Raw genomic sequence first — 18,354 nt, 5'->3', positions numbered from 1 at the left:
TTTATTGCATCTCCTTTATGATCAGCTCAACCAATTTCACCATTGATGGACTTGAAGGAATATAGTTTACGGAAACACCACAATCTAAAACAGCTTTTGCTGTAGTCTCTCCAATAACACCAATTTGGTGATGTTTTGGCAAAGAAAGCCCTTCTTGATAAAAAACATCCCAGGCTGATGGACTAGCAAAGGTCCATACACATGGTTCTTTTAAGGATAGAAGCTCTCTTATTTTAGCGATTCCCTCTTGATTGGCAACAGTTTGATAGAGGGGCCAAGCATAAACATCATGCCCCAATTCTTGTAACATTTTTGGATAAATTGGATTAGCAAGATCACTGTGAGGGAACAAGATAGATTGATGCTCCCCATATTGACTACCCCACTCCTTGATAAAATCAATTCCATACTGGCTAGTCGACTCAAAGGTAACATCAATATGATGTTCTTTTAATAACTTACTTGTTTGACTTCCAATAGAAGCAATTTTAAAATCAGGTTTTAAATAGGGAAGAAATAATTGGACTGTATTGGCACTAGTGAAAAAGACCCAATCAGCTTTTTTCAGTTTCTCATTTAAAATTGGTGGAACAGGATTACCTTGCGTGCAAATCAGTGGCGCATGTAACCAGCCAACTTGTTTTTGTTCCAGTAAAGTTTGTAATTCGACAGAGGGTTTTTGTTCTCTTGTAAAAATAATTAAGCTTCCCACCATTTGTCTGTTAAGGCCCCTTTATCTATTAATTGCTCCAGAGCACGTTTGGGAAGATCGCTACCATCCTTAGACGTAAGAGCTACATAAAGGCAACGATCTTTGGCATCCGCTAACATAGTCTCTAAGCGATAGTGACCATCGATATATTGAGCATGAGCTCCTACTGGGAAGGTACAATCCGCATTCATCAAGCTTAAGAAACTTCTTTCCAATTGGATGCAGTTTTCTACTTCTTTATCATGGATAGAAGCCAATATTTCCAGGACTTCCTCATCATCTTCACGACATTCAACGGCTAATGCCCCTTGCGAAACTGCAGGAATGAATTCGTTTGGATCTAGAAATTCTATATTCAAAGATGGAGATTGGTCCAAATAACCAATCCGTTTCAAGCCAGCAACGGCTAGCACGATAGCATCGCATTCGCATTCTTGTAATTTCCGAATTCTAGAATCAATATTGCCACGTAAGGGTTTAAATTGAAGATCGCTTCTTAAACTTTGTAGTTGCACCTGGCGACGAATACTACTGGTCCCTACAACGGCTCCTTGAGGAAGAGTGGTCAAGGTCATCCCTTCTTCTCTAAAAATCAGACAGTCTCTGACATCTTCTCTCTCCGGTATGGCTCCAATGGTACAGCCATCCACAAGAATAGAAGGAACATCTTTTAAACTATGGATCGCTATATCAATGTCTTTATTCAAGAGAGCCTGTTCAATTTCCTTTACAAAAACGCCTTTTCCCCCAATGGTTTGAAGAGATACATGTACTAAACGATCTCCCTGAGTTTTATAAGGGACCAATTCAAAGTCAACCTCAGGATGGCATTCTTTTAAACGTTGTACCACCATTTTGGTTTGGGTCATGGCCAACTGGCTTTTTCTTGTTCCAACTTTAATGCTTCTCATGGTTTACTCCCTTTCCACTATGAAGATCGAAGATTTTTGCAATCAAGGCAATATCATATTCTGAATTTTCTCCAACAGACATTTCTTTTAATTGCAACAAAGGCTCCTTTAAGATCTGATTGATGATGCTCTTCATATGCTTGGAAATTTGTTTCTTTTCCCGTTCGGTGAGATCTGGAAGTTTGCGTAATAAACTTTCCATTGCCGATTGCTGAGCCTGGATAGCTTTTTCTCGAATTTCTTGAATCAAAGGGATTATGCCTAATTGCTGCTTCCACTCTTCAAAGCTCACTAGTTCACTGGAGATCTCTACTTCGATATTCTTTGCAATTTCATTTCTTTCTTCAAAGAAAGCTTGCAATTCACTGGTGATATTTTCAATATTGTGAATGGTAATAGACGAATTGGGATGACAAGTTCGTGGCAAACATAAGTCAAAAACGATAGCTCCTGCTTTTACCATATCAGGATAGAGGATATAGCCTTCTGACTTAATGGCTGTGAAAATAATATCCGCATCCTTTATAGCATCATCTAAATCATCCCAAGAATAAGCCTGAATACGATCTTCTGTTAAATAAGGATTGGCCTTTGATAGAGTACGGTTGACCAAGCGGATAGACTGAAAGGGACGTTGTAGAACATACTTGGTCACCAATTGGCCAATTTCCCCTAAGCCAATGATAGCGATCTTTGTGTTTTCATAATCAAGGTCTTCCCTATCCAACATTTGTAAAGAAGTCAACCCAATAGACATGGGACGGGCATTAATCCGATAGACATCATGCATTCTTTTTGCAAAGGTCACTGCTTGCCGAAAAGCTTGGTTCAGAACAATCCCAGTAGTTCCAGTTTCTTGCGCAGTCAAAAAAGCCTGCTTTAATTGCCCAAGAACTTGGGTTTCACCAACTATCTTGGAATCTAAACCAATAGATACCCGGAATAAATGTTCTAAGGCCTCATTGCCCTCTTTAAACGTAAGATAAGGCTCCAATTCTTCAATATCTATCTGAAACCAATCCGCTAGAAAGTGCTTGGAATAATACCAACCAGTATGTAACTGATCAACAACTAAGTACAACTCTGTCCGGTTACAGGTTGAAAGGATGACATCCTCCAGAATACTTTTTTCTGCTTTTAATTTTTTGAGCGCAGAAATTTTTTCCTCATCAGAAAAATGTACTCGCTCTAAAACTGATAAGGGTGCTACACGATGTGTGACACCAACATATAATAAATACATTCTATCCGCCTCGTTCTTATAATTGATCTAAAAGTTGTTCTATCTTTTTTCTAACTTCTTTTGAGCGCGATGGAGATAAACCATTGGTAGAAATCATGACGGATAATTCATTATTTGATGCAATTGCAACATTATAAAAGTCGGAATTTTTCTTATCCCCTGTATTATTCACGAACTGACTAGGGTGAGCCTCTTCCATCACTTTTTTATTGATATCCTGGTTATCAGTGCAGGCAAAAACTAGTTTAGCTCCCTCCAAATCACCTGTTTGATAGCTTCTTTGAACCCATTCAACCTGTGATTTAGGAATTTCTTCATTGAGTTCAGGACTAATGACTGTAACCTTCGCTCCTTCAGACAACAAGGTCTTAATTTTACGAGCTGCCACTTTTCCTCCACCAATCACCACTACTGGTTTATTTTGGATATTCATCATGACAGGATACATGGCTATTTCTCCTCTTTTCTTTCTCTAAAAATCTTAGCGCTTCGTTTATAGACTGTATCTTTGACATCTAAACGGTGGTTGACCAAACGGGCCGCCACAAAAAAGTAATCTGACAAGCGATTAATATAAATCAGTCCAACCTCGTTAACTGTTTCATCTGCTTCAATCACAGCGACCATTCTTCTCTCTAAGCGCCGTGTCATAGTACGAGCTACATGAAAGAGACTCGCAATTCGATGTCCACCAGGAATAATGAAACGATCAATTTTTTCAGGAATGTGCATATAAGCATCCATTTTTTCTTCTAGGAAGGTAATATCGGATTCTTTTTGCTTATATGGTCTTAATTCTCTAGGAGTGGCAAGGTCGCTTCCACAATCGAACAAGTGTTGTTGAATCTCTTCACATTCCTCTCTGATATCATCCAACTCCTTGTATTCCTTCATTTCAGATACTAGGTAGCCAACTTGAGAGCACAATTCATCCATGGTCCCGTATGCTTCCACACGAATATGTGTTTTGGACACACGATCACCGCCATATAGACGGGTAAACCCTTTATCCCCATACTTTGTGTAAATTCTCATTAAAGCTCTTCTCCGTTCATAATCTGGTAAATCTTCTTCATATCGACAGAATCACGAATGACTGCTGCGAGTTTATCATATTGTAGATCTTTAAATTCTTTCAGATCCATGACTTGATCCGTTACGGGTTCCAAGCCTTTTTCAATTCGAATTTGGTTCAAATAATCGCGAGTCCATTGAGAGTTATCAAAGACTCCATGGAGATAGGTCCCTTGAATTCGTTTGTCTGGTGAAACAGCTCCATCATATCTGCTTGTTTCCTCACCATTTTGAAGAATAATACGAGAAAATGGTGTCAAGCTATCTGATATCTCTGTTTCCCCCATATGGATTTCGTAACCTTCCAGAATTTGACCTTCGTGTTCTGCCTGGACCTGGGTTGTCCGTTTTGTTCCCTGCATCTGCGTTGCGATATCCAGAAGCCCTAGCCCTTCAATTTCATCCAATTCAGACTCGACATGATTAGGATCAGAAATCGTCTTGCCTAATAACTGGAACCCTCCACAAATGCCAAAAATGCGAATACCTCGATCAGCACACTGCTGAATTTTCTCGACAATCCCTGCATTTTGTAAGACTTGCATATCTTCAATCGTATTCTTACTTCCAGGCAAAATCAGGAGATCAGGATTCCCAATCTCATCACCTGGCATGACATAACGGACCGAAACGTCCGGTTGAATTTCCAAACTATGAAAATCGGTGAAGTTAGAGATCCGTTTCAAGGTAATAATAGCCACATCAAGATCTTTTTCCTGATTAAAGGTACGTCCCTTATTACCTAAAGCTACACTATCTTCGCTATCAATGTCAATGTCTGCATATGGGACAACTCCCAATACCGGTACTTGAGTGAGCTCTTCAATCATATCAATACCTGATTGAAGCAGGGCTACATCCCCCCTAAATTTGTTGATCAAAACCCCTTTGATGCGCTTACGATCTTCTTCTGGCATTAGTTCAATTGTCCCATAAATAGAGGCAAAAACTCCTCCTTTGTCAATATCCGCTACTAAAATGACAGGCGCATCGACCAAACGCGCCATTCCCATGTTGACGATATCCCGTTCGTTTAAGTTGATTTCTGCTGGACTACCCGCACCTTCTAGGATAATGGCATCGTATTCCTGGTCTAATTCTTGGTAAACTTCTTTGATTTTAGGCAGTAACTCCTGCTTAAATTCATGATAATCCACCGCATCCATATCTTTAAGGACTTTGCCCATAAAAACAACTTGGGATTTACGATCCGAAGTTGGTTTCAGTAGGACAGGATTCATGCGAACATCTGGATCGATCCCTGCGGCTTCTGCTTGCACGACCTGAGCTCTCCCCATCTCAAATCCTTTTTTGGTGATAAAAGAATTTAAAGCCATATTTTGGGATTTAAAGGGAACAACCGTGTAACCATCTTGTTTTAAAATACGACACAAACCTGCGGCAATTAAACTTTTACCTGCATCGGAAGCCGTCCCCTGAATCATTAACGATTTTGCCATAAATATCCTTCTTTCAACTGATCGAATAGAATCTCTTCATTTTCAACTAAAGGCGTTTGGATGGCCTGATGGAGTTTGACAATCCATGGGACCGAAAGACCAGCATCTAGTAGAATCTCTTCTTGTTGAAATACTTCGTATTTTGTCCCTTGGGTCATGATTTTTCCTTTTTTGATCAGGTAGGCATAGTCACAACAGTCATACATGAGATCCATGTCATGGCTTGTCACAATAATGCTCGTCCCATTGGAGACTAGTTTTTTCATAATCATCGCCATTTGATCTCGTCCTTTCGGATCAAGACCAGCTGTCGGCTCATCTAAGAGCAAAAAGCGCGGTTTGAGGGCCAACATTCCCGCAATAGCAACTTTCTTCTTTTGACCATAACTTAAGTATTGTACCGGACGGTCCTGCAACTCTTTGATATCCATTAACTCAATAGCTTCTTGCACTCGTTTATCGCATTCCTCTTTCGAATACCCTAAATTCTCCAAAGCCATTCCGATATCATCTTTTGCAATGGTATAAAATAGTTGTTGTTCCGGATTTTGAAACACCATATTGACTTCTTGTCGATAAGCAAATAAATCTTTCTTTTTGTCTTGAATGAGCTGCTGATCCAAATAAACACTCCCTTCTTGGGGTTTAAGCAGTTTGGTCATCACCTTCATCAACGTAGATTTCCCTGAACCATTGGTACCAATGATCCCGGTAATTTTACCTTCCATGAACTCCATATTCACATGGTCTAAGGCTTTTAAATCATCAAACAAAACCGTAATATTCTCTAATTTCAACATATTTTTATTCCTCCTCATCGAGTTCTTTAGCTTGCGCAAATTTCAAAGTTAAGACATCATTTAAGCGCTGGTTATCCGCTAATAATTTAACAAACAAGGTATTGGCTAATCTTCCCCAGCCAAGATAAGATTTTTTCTTATTAACAAATGAAAATTTCAAATCTAAGGTATCTCGAATGGTTAAAAATTCGATTAATACTAAAAAGATAAAACGATACATCAGTACGATTAATTCCATTAGGATATCCGGCAAATGAAGTCTTTTACAGAGTTTCATCATTTGGTTAAAAGGAATGGTTAAAGCCATAAAATAGGTTGAAATTAAAGAACAATAAATTCTCATAACAATTGGTCCAACTTGTTTGGCAGAAGAATGAAAAACTCCTAAATAGCCATGACTTCCAACTGGTATCGCCATTAAAAATTGATGACTATTTTCACCGTAACTAATAACAAAAGTAGCCATACTTAATAAAATGAAAATAGAAGGATAACGAAACCAACTCAAGTATTTTAAAACTGGAAGTTTAGCAATATAACAAGTTAAGGGAATCATAATAACAATTAACAGTATTTGTAAGGGAAGAAAACCAGAAAATGAAATTACCATTAATATAATAAATAGAATGAATTTATTTAATTCTGGAACATCAGTCCATCGATTATTATAAGCGTAGCGATCAATTACAAACATAGTTTCCTCCCATACAAATGCTAAATGAAATATTTATTTATCTTGATGCTTCTTCCCTCTTTGGTAGCCGATGACATAGAAGATGATCCCTGCACCGATGCTACCTTGTAGGGTAAAGAGTAAGCTCTCTACTTCTGATCCTGGTGGTTCAAACAATGGTGAAAACCAAGGTTTATAGTCCTTTTGAATAGTCGAAATAGCATTTTCTGCGGCATCATCCGTACCACTATATTCTACTCCTTTAGGAGCAAATAAGAAAGCACCGACAATAATCACAACAATAGCTGCTAACAACAAAAGATTCTTATGCTTTTTCATAGGAATAGACCCTCTCTTTCACTAGCATTTTCTGAAATCAAGTTATAGAAGATTACTGTAAGTAGTCCTTCTACAATCGCAATTGGAATTTGTGTAATGAGAAAGACTCCCAAGAACTTAAAGGTTGACCCTACAAATCCAGTGGTTGGATCTGGGAAAACCAAGCCAAGTTGAAGGGAAGTTGTTGCATAAGTTGCCAAGTCGGCAATCATCGCACACAAGAAGAGTGAAACTGGTTTAGATAGTTTCAAAGAACGGCTGAATTTGTAAACTGCAAATCCGACAAAAGGACCAACTACAGCCATTGAGAAGGCATTAGCCCCAAGTGTTGTCAAACCACCGTGGGCTAAAAGAAGAGCTTGGAACAACAAACAAATGGTTCCTAACACACTAATAACAGATGGCCCAAACATAGCAGTTCCCAAACCTACACCAGTTGGGTGAGAGCTTGATCCTGTTACAGAAGGAATTTTCAATGAAGATAAGATAAAGATGAAGGCACCTGACAAGGCCAACATAGTTTTTGAATTTGGATCTTTCGAAACAATCTTCTTAATCTTGATCAAACCGAAGATGAAGAATGGTAAAAATAGTAAGAACCAAACGATACACCATACCAATGGGAGATAGCCTTCCATAATGTGCATGGCTGAAACAGGTTGAGGTCTAAAGATGAATAGCAATACTAATAAAGCAATTGCTAGCATTTTTTTACTTTTTTTCATAATTGCACTCCTTTTTTATTATCCTAATGGATGTTTCTTAACCAATAGGGTTGTAAAATAAAATCTAGAACAGTAATAGAGAAATAGAGGAGGAAAACCAGACATCATATATTAAATAGGATTTCCTCCTACACCAGCTTTATTTATCTTGATGCTTCTTCCCTCTCTGGTAGCCGATGACATAGAAGATAATCCCTGCACCGATACTACCTTGTAGGGTAAAGAGTAAGCTCTCTACTTCTGATCCTGGTGGTTCAAACAATGGTGAAAACCAAGGTTTATAGTCCTTTTGAATAGTCGAAATAGCATTTTCTGCGGCATCATCCGTACCACTATATTCTACTCCTTTAGGAGCAAATAAGAAAGCACCGACAATAATCACAACAATAGCTGCTAACAACAAAAGATTCTTATGCTTTTTCATAGGAATAGACCCTCTCTTTCACTAGCATTTTCTGAAATCAAGTTATAGAAGATTACTGTAAGTAGTCCTTCTACAATCGCAATTGGAATTTGCGTAATGAGAAAGACTCCCAAGAATTTAAAGGTTGACCCTACAAATCCAGTGGTTGGATCTGGGAAAACCAAGCCAAGTTGAAGGGAAGTTGTTGCATAAGTTGCCAAGTCGGCAATCATCGCACACAAGAAGAGTGAAACTGGTTTAGATAGTTTCAAAGAACGGCTGAATTTGTAAACTGCAAATCCGACAAAAGGACCAACTACAGCCATTGAGAAGGCATTAGCCCCAAGTGTTGTCAAACCACCGTGGGCTAAAAGAAGAGCTTGGAACAACAAACAAATGGTTCCTAAGACACTAATAACAGATGGCCCAAACATAGCAGTTCCCAAACCTACACCAGTTGGGTGAGAGCTAGATCCAGTTACGGAAGGGATTTTCAATGAAGATAAGATAAAGATGAAGGCACCTGACAAGGCCAACATAGTTTTTGAATTTGGATCTTTTGAAACAATCTTCTTAATCTTGATCAAACCGAAGATGAAGAATGGTAAAAATAGTAAGAACCAAACGATACACCATACCAATGGGAGATAGCCTTCCATAATGTGCATAGCAGAAACAGGTTGAGGTCTAAAGATGAATAGCAATACTAATAAAGCAATTGCTAGCATTTTTTTACTTTTTTTCATAATTGCACTCCTTTTTCTTTACCCTAATGGATGTTTCTTAACCAATAGGGTTGTAAAATAATCTAATTTGTCATCAACAGTTAATTCTGATACTCCGTACAGAATCTTTTGCTTCTCAGTAGAAGCATGACTCACTAAAAATGTTTTTTCAATCAAGTTGTGTTTTTCCAATAAAGGAAGAACGACATCCAAGTGTCTAGCTACCTTCATAATGACGACAGTATCATGAATCGCCAAAGCTTGGTCAATCTTATCAGCATCTGCTGTAGCTGGTACCACTGCAAAGGACTCCTCATCCATGGTTAAAGGTTGGCCTAAGACAGAAGCCATACTACCAAATGAGGTAATTCCAGGAATTGTTTGGGTATCGATGCTATCTCCAATTAATCTCAAAAGGTAACTATAGGTACTATAGACCATCGGATCCCCTAAAGTGATAAAGCCAACATTCTTCCCAGCTTTTACATCTTCTACAATTTCAGCAGCAATTTGTTCCCATTGAGGTTCTTTCTTTTCTAATGAACGAACCATTGGAAAGTGGCGTTGTTTAATCTCTAGATGATCACTGACATAGGGACTCGCAATCGTCAATGCCACACTCTTGGAACCGCGTTTGGCTTCAGGAGTGTACAAAATATCCAATGTTTGCAGAATATTTTTGGCTTTAACGGTTACGAGTTCACTGTCTCCTGGACCAATACCAATACCGTAAAATGTTGCCATTTTAGACCTCCTATTGAATAATTTTTTCTAAGTGTTGAACATAGAGTTCTTGAACACTTGGGTATTCCCCAAGTCCAATCAAGTGTGTCTCTACTTGATAGCCTTTTTCTGTGAAAAAGTGTTTCCATGAACCTTCTTCATCCGAACACAAATCATTTGTTGCATGATCTCCTGCAACCAACATAAATGGAGCAAGATGTACTTTTTTAACGCCTTTAGCTTCCAGCCTTTTTTCAAGGTCCTCTACTGGTGGATAAGATTCCACACACCCGATATAAACAGGTGTTTTCATCAGCATGTGGTCTAATGCAGCATAAGCCGTAAAGGCATAGTGCTGACTACCATGTCCCATAAGGATGGTTGCTTCGTCTGCATCATTATTATTGTATTCTTTTACAAGGATATTTGCAACATTTTCATAATCTTTTTCACTAAAAAGAAGAGGTTTCCCAATTTTTAAAATGTCAAACTCATGTTTCAATTGGTTGGCTTGATGAAGGACTTTTTCATACTCACTTCCTAGAATAACATGAAGCGGTTGAATGTATACTTCCTTTACACCATCCTTTTTCAATTGTTCCAAAAGTTGATTAACTGTTGGAACTGTGATTCCTTCATTTTCCTTAATTCTCTTAATGACAACATTCGAAGTGAAGGCACGATGCACTTGAAAATCAGGGAATCGTTTTTGAATAGCCTCTTCACAGGCTTGAATGGTTTTCTTACGTGTTTCAGGATAGGTCGTCCCGAAACTAACAACTATAATCGCTTTACTCATTTTCACTTTCCCTTCTAAAAAAAGTTTGGCAAGCTTTACAAACAGATTTTAAGGTCTTCTCTTCTGATTCAATCAAGTGATGATAGCCTGCTTTTTCCAAGACAGATCTGGTATTGTCTCCCATAATGATAATAGGTTTCTCTCTCCAATTCTCTTGAGATTTTTCGGCCATCAAAACAAAGTGGTAGGCCGCAGCAGAATTTGGTAAACAAACAAGCTGAATATCCTCTGAATGATAGGCAAACGATTCACTTTCAAAATCTACTGAATGAGTTGAGTAGATCGGGAAGTCAAAAACTTCTACTACTGCTTTTTCCTTAATATCTGAAGTGAGGACGATCCAGTTTCCTTCTTGATCAGCCATTCGTTTCACAAAATATTCTTCTGCAAAATCGTTGATCTGATCATACAAACGAATACCTGATTCTTTGATGGCCTTAATCGTGTGATGACCACTAGCGACAATCTTTAAATGACTGAGACTACGAATATCTAACTCTTTATCTTGCAAATAAGCAACAAAGAATTTCCAAGAGCTAGGATCAGTGATCAATACCCCATCAATGCTAGAGAGTTCAGGTAGTGACAATTCTTTTGCAAGCAATTTACTTGGAGACTGAAAAGCGTAAACTGTCGCCCCAGCATCCTTCAACAGTTTTGGAAGTTTAGCATTTGGCGTTTCTTGAACTAAAACTGTTCGGCCGAACAAAGGAAGTTTTTCATAGTAGTTTAATTCTTCGCGGAAAGCAACGACGTCACCAATAACAATTAAACTCGGCGCTTTCATTTGATGTTGTTCAACCAGCCCAACAATGGTTTCTAACTTACCATCGATAGAACGTTGTTGGGGGTGGGTGGCCCATTCAATAATAGCGACAGGAGTATCCTTATCATAGCCACGTACCATCAATTCTTCACAGATAGTCTGTAAGTTTTTCATTCCCATTAGAAAGACTAGGGTACCCTTTAGATGGGAAATAGCGTCCCAGTTTAGTGCTTCACTGGCATCTTGTAAATGCCCAGTGAAGACATGAAAGCTAGTTGCGATATTTCTAAAAGTCATGGGAATGCCGGCATAAGCAAGGCCAGCAATCGCAGAGGTGATTCCAGGAACTACTTCAAATGGAACTCCTTCCTGGATGAGAGTTTGTGCTTCTTCTCCTCCCCTACCAAAGATATAGGGGTCGCCACTTTTTAGGCGAACAACTTTTTTCCCTGCTTTGGCTTTTTCAACTAGGACTTCCTCAATTTCTTCTTGTGAGACACAGGGTTGATTAGGAATCTTACCAACATAGATCTTTTCACAATTTGCATTTGTGTAAGTTAGAAGCATGGGATTCACTAAACGATCATAGATCAGAACATCTGCCTCCTCTAGTCTGCGAGCTCCTTTTACAGAAATTAATTCCTCATCACCTGGACCTGCACCAACTAGACTAACAAAGCCACTCATTCTGCCACCTCTTTCTTCAAATAGGCTTCCAATTCTTCAATAGTTGAAACCACTTTAGGATAATGAACGATTGGCCGTGAAATAATCACACAATCCATTCCTAGTTCTTGGCAACCTTCAATCTTTTCTCGAATACCACCAATATTTCCACTTTCTTTAGAAACAAATACTTCTGCTTTCGAGCGTGCTAATAATTCTTTATTGCATTCTTTAGAGAAAGGAGCTTTGATGGCATCAATTTGATCCGGAACAAGTCCTAACTCTTCACAGCCCTTAAGGACTTCTGAAGTCGGAAGAACTCGGACTACAATGCGAGAGTCAGGTAAACCATGTACGAATAAGGGCAAAGTTTTACTTCCTGTCCCTAAATAGACAGTTTTGTACTGCTTCTCTTTCATGTATTCAATGGCTTCTTCTGTCGAATGAACAACCGTTGCTCCAGATAAATCATTTGTAGCTTGTCTCTCGAAGCGTACATAAGGGATGCCAGCCAGATTTGCTGCTTTTATTGCTTCCTGAGAAACAATGTCAGCAAAAGGATGGGAAGCATCAATAATTTCGTCAACTTCATTTTTTTTGATGAAATCAACCATATCTTGAGCAGTCATTCTCCCTTGGACTACATCTTGTCCAAATTTAGATGCTAAATGACGTCCATAATCCGAAACAACAGAGGTCGTGACAGGAATATTCTTTTGTGAAAGAAATTCAAGGACTTCCGTACTTTCAGCAGTTCCACCGAAAAGCAGTTTCATCATAGTGTATATCCTCGAGGTGTGATCATGCGTCCATTTTTCACATAAGTTTCTTTGTTTCCGACAATGACAATCGTTGTCATATCTACAAGAGTTTCATCTAAGTCTTCAATCGTCGTCAAAATAATTTCTTCGTCCTTACGTCCAATATCTTTTCCGATTCCGACAATCGTATCTTTGGCTTTGTATTCAGACATAATTTCGAGTGCTCTTGACAAGTGCTCTGGACGACCTTTACTTCTTGGGTTGTAGAGACAAACTACAAAGTCCCCTTGTGCTGCTGCATGAAGACGTTTTTCAATCATTTCCCAAGGCGTCATCAAGTCACTTAGTGAAATATGGCAGAAATCATTCATCAAAGGTGCACCCATCACTGCAGCGGCTCCCAAGCTTGCTGTAATTCCAGGTACAACTTTTACTTCAAGAGTATCGTTTTCTTCTAACAATTCAAGAATCAAACCAGCCATTCCGTACACACCTGCGTCACCACTAGAAACAACACCGACATTTTTTCCAGTTTCATGAGCAAGGTCGATGGCTTTTTGACAACGTTCAATCTCATGACGCATACCAGTCGCAACCATTTCTTTATCTTTTACAAGATCTTTGATCAAACGCATGTAGGTAGAATAACCAACAATAATTTCACAATCTTTAATAGCTTCCAATGCTTCTTGAGACATCAATTCTTCTTTACCAGGGCCAAGTCCAATAACGTATAACATATTTATTTCTCCTTAAAATTAATATTTAATAATTGTTACCTAATTTACCAAGTGCAAATGTTGCACCGTTTTGTGCGAACCGTTGGGTCAGCACATTTCCTTTACTTGCAAGGTCCGCACTAGCAAGTGCGACACTTCCTACACCTACAGTCTTCTTCACAAATTCCGATTGAGGATACTTATCAGCTACTACTTGAAGTTCTTCCTTAGAATAAGTGACAAACGGACAATCTAGGTCTTGAGCTAATGCTAGTATAGCTTGTTCATTTTTTTTGACATCAATACTAGCTATCTTAGCGATTTCTGAACTGGAGATTCCCTCTTGTTCACAAAACGCTCGGAATGATTCCATAAAAGTTGAAGGTGGAAGATCCTTCTTTGCCCCAACTCCTAAGACATAGGGTTTTGGATGAATCAGGGCTACCACTTCTTCGTCAACCTCAACTGCTTGAGAGGTCAACCAAATAAATGGGCTCTTATTAGCAAGTACTTCCTGTATCTGACTTTCCTCAATAACTGTTAGCCCTCTCAGGTCAGAAACCCAAGGCCTTTCTTGATAAAAATAGACACAGTCCTTATTGGCTAAATAAGAATTAAATACTTTCACTAAGTGGCGCAATTCTTCCCGCCACCCATTTACTTCTTTGGCAATATTATCCAAGGCTACAACATTTTGTGTATCTGTCGCAGTCGTGATCACTGGATTTGAATCTAATAATTCAGCGATTTTAAGTGTAACTTGATTGGCCCCACCTAAGTGACCACTCAATAAACTAATCACATGATTGGCTTTCTCATCCATAACGATCACAGCAGGATCGGTTGTTTTGTCTTTAATAACAGGGGCAATGCCTCTGACAACGGCACCGATCGCCATAATACAGATTAAAACATCAACTTCTTGGAAAACTTTCCTGAGCCCTTCAATGACACGTCCTTCAATCGGTACCGTTCGAGAGTCAGCGATTTTCACAGTGGTATAGACTGGACAATCAATCCCTAGTTTTTCCTTGAGCACTAGTCCTAATTCTTTTGCATTGTTAGTAACCGCCACAATGGCGTAACGAGGGGAATCATTTAGCATGCGAACTCAATCCTTTACGGAATTCATGGTGGAAATCTTTGTGATAGAGCTTAGAGTAGTAAAACTCTTCACCCAAGAAATCTCCAACTAAAATCAAGGCAGTTTTTCTAATTTTAGCTTCCTTGACCTTCTCAGCAATGGTTTCCAATGTCCCAAAGACCTTGCGTTCATCTGGCCAAGTTGCCTTATAGATTACTGCGACAGGTGTTTCTATTGGATAACCACCCTCAACCAATTCAGCAACCACTTTTTCAATGCCTTGTACAGATAAGAAAATGGCCATAGAGGTTCTGTGCTGAGCATAGCTTCGGAGGGATTCTCGTTCAGGAACTGGGGTCCGTCCGGCCATGCGAGTGATAATCACACTTTGAGAGACTTCAGGGACCGTATATTCTGTTCCAATACTTGAAGCTGCACCTAAGAAAGAGCTCACTCCAGGAATACAGTCAAATTCAATGCCTCTCTTCTTCATCTCTTCTGTTTGCTCACGAATAGAACCGTAGATAGAGAAATCCCCTGTCTGCAAACGGACGACGTCTTTTCCAGCTTTAACAGCTTCTTCCATCACATCAATAATTTCCATCAAATGCATAGAAGCACTGTCATGAATCTCCGCACCTTCTTTACAGTATTGAAGGAGATCTGGATTTACAAGAGAACCTGCGTAGATAACTACATCTGCTTGGGATAATTTGCGGTAACCTTTTAGAGTAATGAGATCCACATCACCAGGTCCTGCACCGACAAAATGTACAATTGACATATATTTAATTCCTTTCTGGTTTTACAGCTGAGACAATGATCGTTGGGTTTTGCTGTTTAAAATAGTGGCCTTTGCCCAAAGCAGACCATCTACTAGCTTGAATAGATACAACATCTAAGTCTTGCCATTCCAATTTTTCAGCAAGTTGAATAGCTTCCATAGCATTTTCCAAGAGGATAAAGTTTAGAACAAATCGTCCTCCAGGAACTAACAGATGTTCACACCACTCAAATATTTCAGCCATGTTGCCACCGGTTCCACCGACAAATATAGCATCAAATTGTCCTTCTAGCTCAACAGGAGCTTTGCCTTTTATTAGAGTAATATTCTGACATCCAAAGTAATCAATATTTTCCTGTGTCAGTGCAACTGCTTCTTCATTTTGCTCAATTGCAACGACTTCCAAATTTGGAAAGGAAACAGCTGCTTGAATGGTTACACTACCCGTACCAGAGCCAACATCCAACATTCTCTTAGCTTTATGCAAGTCTAATTTATCAATACTGATAGCCCTGACTTCTTCTTTAGTCATTGGGACCTTTGCTCTAATAAATGCCGAATCCTTCATTTAGTATCACCACCACATTCATTTCATATTGTCGATCGATAACTTGATATTCTGCTAAAATTTCAATTTTTTCATCTTCATAGCTAAGATTTTCACCTATGACTAAGACTTTTTTCAAGCCCCGTTTTTTAATTTCTTGAGCAATTTCATATGGACCAATTTTTTTATCGGTTACCATAAATACTTTTGGTAAAGAAAGGATGAAATCAAAATTAGGAATCTTCGCATGACTACTCGTCAAGTAGGCTTCATTCATTGGCAAAGAAACCTTGCTTGCCAAATACTGAAAAGACGAAATACCTGGCTGAATGACCACGCGCCCCTTAAATTTTTCAGATAACCATTTTCCTAAACCATAAACCAAGGGATCACCTGAAGCCAGATAAAGAATAGTTGAGTCTTCTGGATAAGACTCTATTAATTGAGCCAACCCCGCAAGTTTCTTTGGAGGTACAACTCCTTTTTCTTGATAGGCAGCTGGAAGAATTTCTAAATGTCGCTCGCTTCCAAGAATATAGTCTGCCTTTTCATATATCTCTTCACTTCCCAAAAGTCCATAGGAAGGGGCTCCAGGCCCTATTCCAATTACATAGATCACATCCATTCCTCCGCTATTTCTTCCAATGTTTGTGTTGATGCTAGATACCCAGCTTCTGTCCCAAAAGTCACTACATCGATGCTGACTTCCGGCTTCCGATTTCGCAGCAAACGTTCCGAACGGAATTTCATCTTGTCCACCAGCACTTGATAAACTTCTTCGTAGTGATACTCCTCAATCAAAGTACCTGCTGCATCTGTTGTAATGCACTGATCAACTTTTTCAAGAAGTTCGACTGGAGCCCCCAGCAATGCTAGATTGGCCATGATGATTTCCATCCGTGCATCTGAGTCTTTACTATGGGTCGAAAAGATCCCACCAGCCACCTTGACAAATTTACCCATATGTCCAACCATAAGGACACGAGTAAATCCGATCCGCTGAACCTCTTTTAGGACATGACCAACAAAGTTACTCATATTCACAATCCGATGAGGTGGAATCCCAAGCACATTGGTCGCAAAGTCTTCGCCATAATTTCCAGGAGCTAAAACTACTGATCGATACCCTTGATTGTATAACATGGTTAATTCAATCGTAATAGAAGCTTTCCAACTCTCTTCCGACATAGGATTAACAATTCCTGTCGTCCCCAAAATAGAGATGCCTCCTACAATTCCTAAACGAGAATTATAGGTCAACTTGGCTGTTTCTTCTCCACCCGGTACCGAAATAATAATCTTCGCTCCGCAATTTGGACCAAGTAATTGTCGGGCTGTTTTTTCAATCATGGCCCGAGGAGTTGGATTGATCGCTGCCATTCCAACATCACATTTCAGTCCTTTTTGTGTAACTCGACCAACACCTTCTCCTCCATCAATCTCAATATCATTTGAATCCGGTAAGAGTGTCACTGTCGAATAAATCAGGAGTCCGTGCGTCGCATCTGCATCATCCCCGCCATCCTTTTCGACAGCAGCACTAGCAGTCAGTTCACCAAAAGAAGGATCTTTGATATCCATTGTTACTTCGACTCCATTCGCCGTAGAAACTGTAACTTTTTCTTCGATATCTTGATTCAATATCATGCTAATCGCTGCAGCTGTAGCAGCTGTCGCACAAGTTCCAGTAGTGAACCCTTTTCTTAGTTTTTTTCCATTGACATATGCGTAATCATCCATATAGTTCCATTTCCTTCACTACTTAATTATTTGGGACTACGAAGCGTTGGTAATCATACATTTCTTGTTTGTACTGGTACAGGATGGCATTGACCACTGCTGCTGCAATCGTACTTCCTCCCTTACTTCCCAATGCAACAATAGAAGGAATTGGGCTCTCATGCAGTTTCTGTTTTGATTCTGCCGCACCGACAAAGCCAACCGGAACACCAATAACAGCATCAGGGACTAGTGTTCCTTCTTCTACCATATCCAAGACTTTAAAGATAGAAGTTGGAGCGTTTCCAAATACAAACAATTTAGGACCCAATTCATTGGCTGCATGTTCTACTGCTGCCATAGAACGAGTGATCCCTTTTGCCTTAGCTTCTTCAAAGATTGCTGGTTCATTTACCAAACATCTGTAGGCCACCCCTAGTTCATCCAAGATTCTTTTATTAAATCCACCTAGAACCATGGTCGTATCGGTGAAAATAGTTCCTTTATTTTTGATAACATCTAGAATATGGTCGATGGCATCATTTGAAAATTTGATATTGTAGAGGTAATCGAAATCTGCACTCGCAAAAACAACTCGTTTCCAAACCGCTTCATGAAATGGATTATCAAAAACAATATCTGGGTGCTCCTGATCAATGATTTCTTGAATCTTTTTAAAGCTGGCTTCTTCAATTTGATTTGATACTTTTATATAACTCAT

The 18,354-nt window shown here is 39.2% G+C and carries 23 protein-coding genes; all 23 read right to left on the bottom strand.

All coding sequences use genetic code 11. From position 1 onward, the window contains the following. Window position 1: 1 nt before the first annotated feature. Window positions 2–715 carry a uroporphyrinogen-III synthase gene (locus GMC92_RS01630; protein WP_118095007.1) on the bottom strand — a complete coding sequence of 238 codons (714 nt, stop codon included), beginning with the start codon at window positions 713–715 and terminating at the stop codon, window positions 2–4. Continuing rightward, the gene (gene hemC / locus GMC92_RS01625; protein ID WP_155199522.1) at window positions 700–1,623 is read right to left on the bottom strand and encodes a hydroxymethylbilane synthase; all 924 of its coding nucleotides are present in this window, start codon (window positions 1,621–1,623) and stop codon (window positions 700–702) included. Before hemC ends, GMC92_RS01630 begins: the two co-directional genes overlap by 16 nt. Beyond that, a complete protein-coding gene (hemA, locus tag GMC92_RS01620) occupies window positions 1,610–2,866 on the bottom strand; it encodes a glutamyl-tRNA reductase (RefSeq protein ID WP_155199521.1) in 1,257 nt (418 codons plus the stop codon). The genes hemC and hemA overlap by 14 nt, the downstream gene beginning before the upstream one ends. A 16-nt stretch (window positions 2,867–2,882) precedes the next feature. Continuing rightward, window positions 2,883–3,314, bottom strand: a complete 432-nt coding sequence (locus tag GMC92_RS01615) for a precorrin-2 dehydrogenase/sirohydrochlorin ferrochelatase family protein (protein WP_155169109.1) — start codon at window positions 3,312–3,314, stop codon at window positions 2,883–2,885. Window positions 3,315–3,316: 2 nt separating this feature from the next. Next, entirely contained in the window at window positions 3,317–3,901 is a 585-nt protein-coding gene (locus tag GMC92_RS01610; RefSeq protein ID WP_049474854.1) for a cob(I)yrinic acid a,c-diamide adenosyltransferase, read from the bottom strand. Further along, on the bottom strand, window positions 3,901–5,400 hold the full coding sequence (locus tag GMC92_RS01605) for a cobyric acid synthase (RefSeq protein ID WP_049474853.1): 1,500 nt from the start codon (window positions 5,398–5,400) through the stop codon (window positions 3,901–3,903). The genes GMC92_RS01610 and GMC92_RS01605 overlap by 1 nt, the downstream gene beginning before the upstream one ends. Next, on the bottom strand, window positions 5,385–6,200 hold the full coding sequence (locus tag GMC92_RS01600) for an energy-coupling factor ABC transporter ATP-binding protein (protein ID WP_155169105.1): 816 nt from the start codon (window positions 6,198–6,200) through the stop codon (window positions 5,385–5,387). Before GMC92_RS01600 ends, GMC92_RS01605 begins: the two co-directional genes overlap by 16 nt. Window positions 6,201–6,204: 4 nt before the next feature. Beyond that, window positions 6,205–6,894 (bottom strand): CbiQ family ECF transporter T component, encoded by a 690-nt coding sequence (locus tag GMC92_RS01595; RefSeq protein ID WP_049472703.1) that lies wholly within the window; start codon window positions 6,892–6,894, stop codon window positions 6,205–6,207. A 33-nt stretch (window positions 6,895–6,927) separates the two neighbouring features. Beyond that, window positions 6,928–7,212 (bottom strand): energy-coupling factor ABC transporter substrate-binding protein, encoded by a 285-nt coding sequence (locus tag GMC92_RS01590; protein WP_049472704.1) that lies wholly within the window; start codon window positions 7,210–7,212, stop codon window positions 6,928–6,930. Further along, window positions 7,209–7,937: an energy-coupling factor ABC transporter permease gene (locus tag GMC92_RS01585; protein ID WP_155199520.1), complete on the bottom strand. Its 729-nt coding sequence runs from the start codon at window positions 7,935–7,937 to the stop codon at window positions 7,209–7,211. The genes GMC92_RS01590 and GMC92_RS01585 overlap by 4 nt, the downstream gene beginning before the upstream one ends. Window positions 7,938–8,076: 139 nt before the next feature. Then, complete coding sequence (locus GMC92_RS01580) at window positions 8,077–8,361, bottom strand: energy-coupling factor ABC transporter substrate-binding protein (RefSeq protein ID WP_049472704.1); 285 nt, start codon at window positions 8,359–8,361, stop codon at window positions 8,077–8,079. Next, on the bottom strand, window positions 8,358–9,086 hold the full coding sequence (locus GMC92_RS01575; RefSeq protein ID WP_155199520.1) for an energy-coupling factor ABC transporter permease: 729 nt from the start codon (window positions 9,084–9,086) through the stop codon (window positions 8,358–8,360). Before GMC92_RS01575 ends, GMC92_RS01580 begins: the two co-directional genes overlap by 4 nt. Before the next feature lie 18 nt (window positions 9,087–9,104). After that, window positions 9,105–9,809, bottom strand: a complete 705-nt coding sequence (locus GMC92_RS01570) for a cobalt-factor II C(20)-methyltransferase (RefSeq protein ID WP_155199519.1) — start codon at window positions 9,807–9,809, stop codon at window positions 9,105–9,107. Window positions 9,810–9,819: 10 nt separating this feature from the next. Next, window positions 9,820–10,587 carry a sirohydrochlorin cobaltochelatase gene (locus tag GMC92_RS01565; protein WP_155199518.1) on the bottom strand — a complete coding sequence of 256 codons (768 nt, stop codon included), beginning with the start codon at window positions 10,585–10,587 and terminating at the stop codon, window positions 9,820–9,822. Further along, window positions 10,580–12,040: a uroporphyrinogen-III C-methyltransferase gene (gene cobA, locus GMC92_RS01560; protein WP_155199517.1), complete on the bottom strand. Its 1,461-nt coding sequence runs from the start codon at window positions 12,038–12,040 to the stop codon at window positions 10,580–10,582. The genes GMC92_RS01565 and cobA overlap by 8 nt, the downstream gene beginning before the upstream one ends. Continuing rightward, window positions 12,037–12,798 carry a precorrin-6A reductase gene (gene cobK, locus GMC92_RS01555; RefSeq protein ID WP_118094985.1) on the bottom strand — a complete coding sequence of 254 codons (762 nt, stop codon included), beginning with the start codon at window positions 12,796–12,798 and terminating at the stop codon, window positions 12,037–12,039. The genes cobA and cobK overlap by 4 nt, the downstream gene beginning before the upstream one ends. Continuing rightward, the gene (cobJ, locus tag GMC92_RS01550) at window positions 12,795–13,520 is read right to left on the bottom strand and encodes a precorrin-3B C(17)-methyltransferase (RefSeq protein ID WP_118094983.1); all 726 of its coding nucleotides are present in this window, start codon (window positions 13,518–13,520) and stop codon (window positions 12,795–12,797) included. The genes cobK and cobJ overlap by 4 nt, the downstream gene beginning before the upstream one ends. Window positions 13,521–13,545: 25 nt before the next feature. Next, window positions 13,546–14,604: a cobalt-precorrin 5A hydrolase gene (locus GMC92_RS01545; RefSeq protein ID WP_155199516.1), complete on the bottom strand. Its 1,059-nt coding sequence runs from the start codon at window positions 14,602–14,604 to the stop codon at window positions 13,546–13,548. Next, entirely contained in the window at window positions 14,594–15,367 is a 774-nt protein-coding gene (locus tag GMC92_RS01540; protein ID WP_049472811.1) for a cobalt-precorrin-4 methyltransferase, read from the bottom strand. The genes GMC92_RS01545 and GMC92_RS01540 overlap by 11 nt, the downstream gene beginning before the upstream one ends. Window positions 15,368–15,371: 4 nt before the next feature. After that, entirely contained in the window at window positions 15,372–15,935 is a 564-nt protein-coding gene (locus GMC92_RS01535) for a decarboxylating cobalt-precorrin-6B (C(15))-methyltransferase (protein ID WP_118094979.1), read from the bottom strand. Then, on the bottom strand, window positions 15,913–16,539 hold the full coding sequence (locus tag GMC92_RS01530; protein ID WP_118094977.1) for a cobalt-precorrin-7 (C(5))-methyltransferase: 627 nt from the start codon (window positions 16,537–16,539) through the stop codon (window positions 15,913–15,915). Before GMC92_RS01530 ends, GMC92_RS01535 begins: the two co-directional genes overlap by 23 nt. Then, window positions 16,530–17,654, bottom strand: coding sequence for a cobalt-precorrin-5B (C(1))-methyltransferase CbiD (cbiD, locus tag GMC92_RS01525; protein ID WP_155199515.1), 1,125 nt, complete (start codon window positions 17,652–17,654; stop codon window positions 16,530–16,532). Before cbiD ends, GMC92_RS01530 begins: the two co-directional genes overlap by 10 nt. A 22-nt stretch (window positions 17,655–17,676) precedes the next feature. Beyond that, complete coding sequence (locus tag GMC92_RS01520) at window positions 17,677–18,354, bottom strand: cobalt-precorrin-8 methylmutase (RefSeq protein ID WP_118094975.1); 678 nt, start codon at window positions 18,352–18,354, stop codon at window positions 17,677–17,679.

Origin of the sequence: Streptococcus parasanguinis, assembly GCF_009717775.1 — a bacterium.
GTDB classification, from domain to species: domain Bacteria; phylum Bacillota; class Bacilli; order Lactobacillales; family Streptococcaceae; genus Streptococcus; species Streptococcus parasanguinis_AG.
Note: the sequence above shows the minus strand (reverse complement) of the source record. Positions and strands in the feature narration are given on the sequence as shown.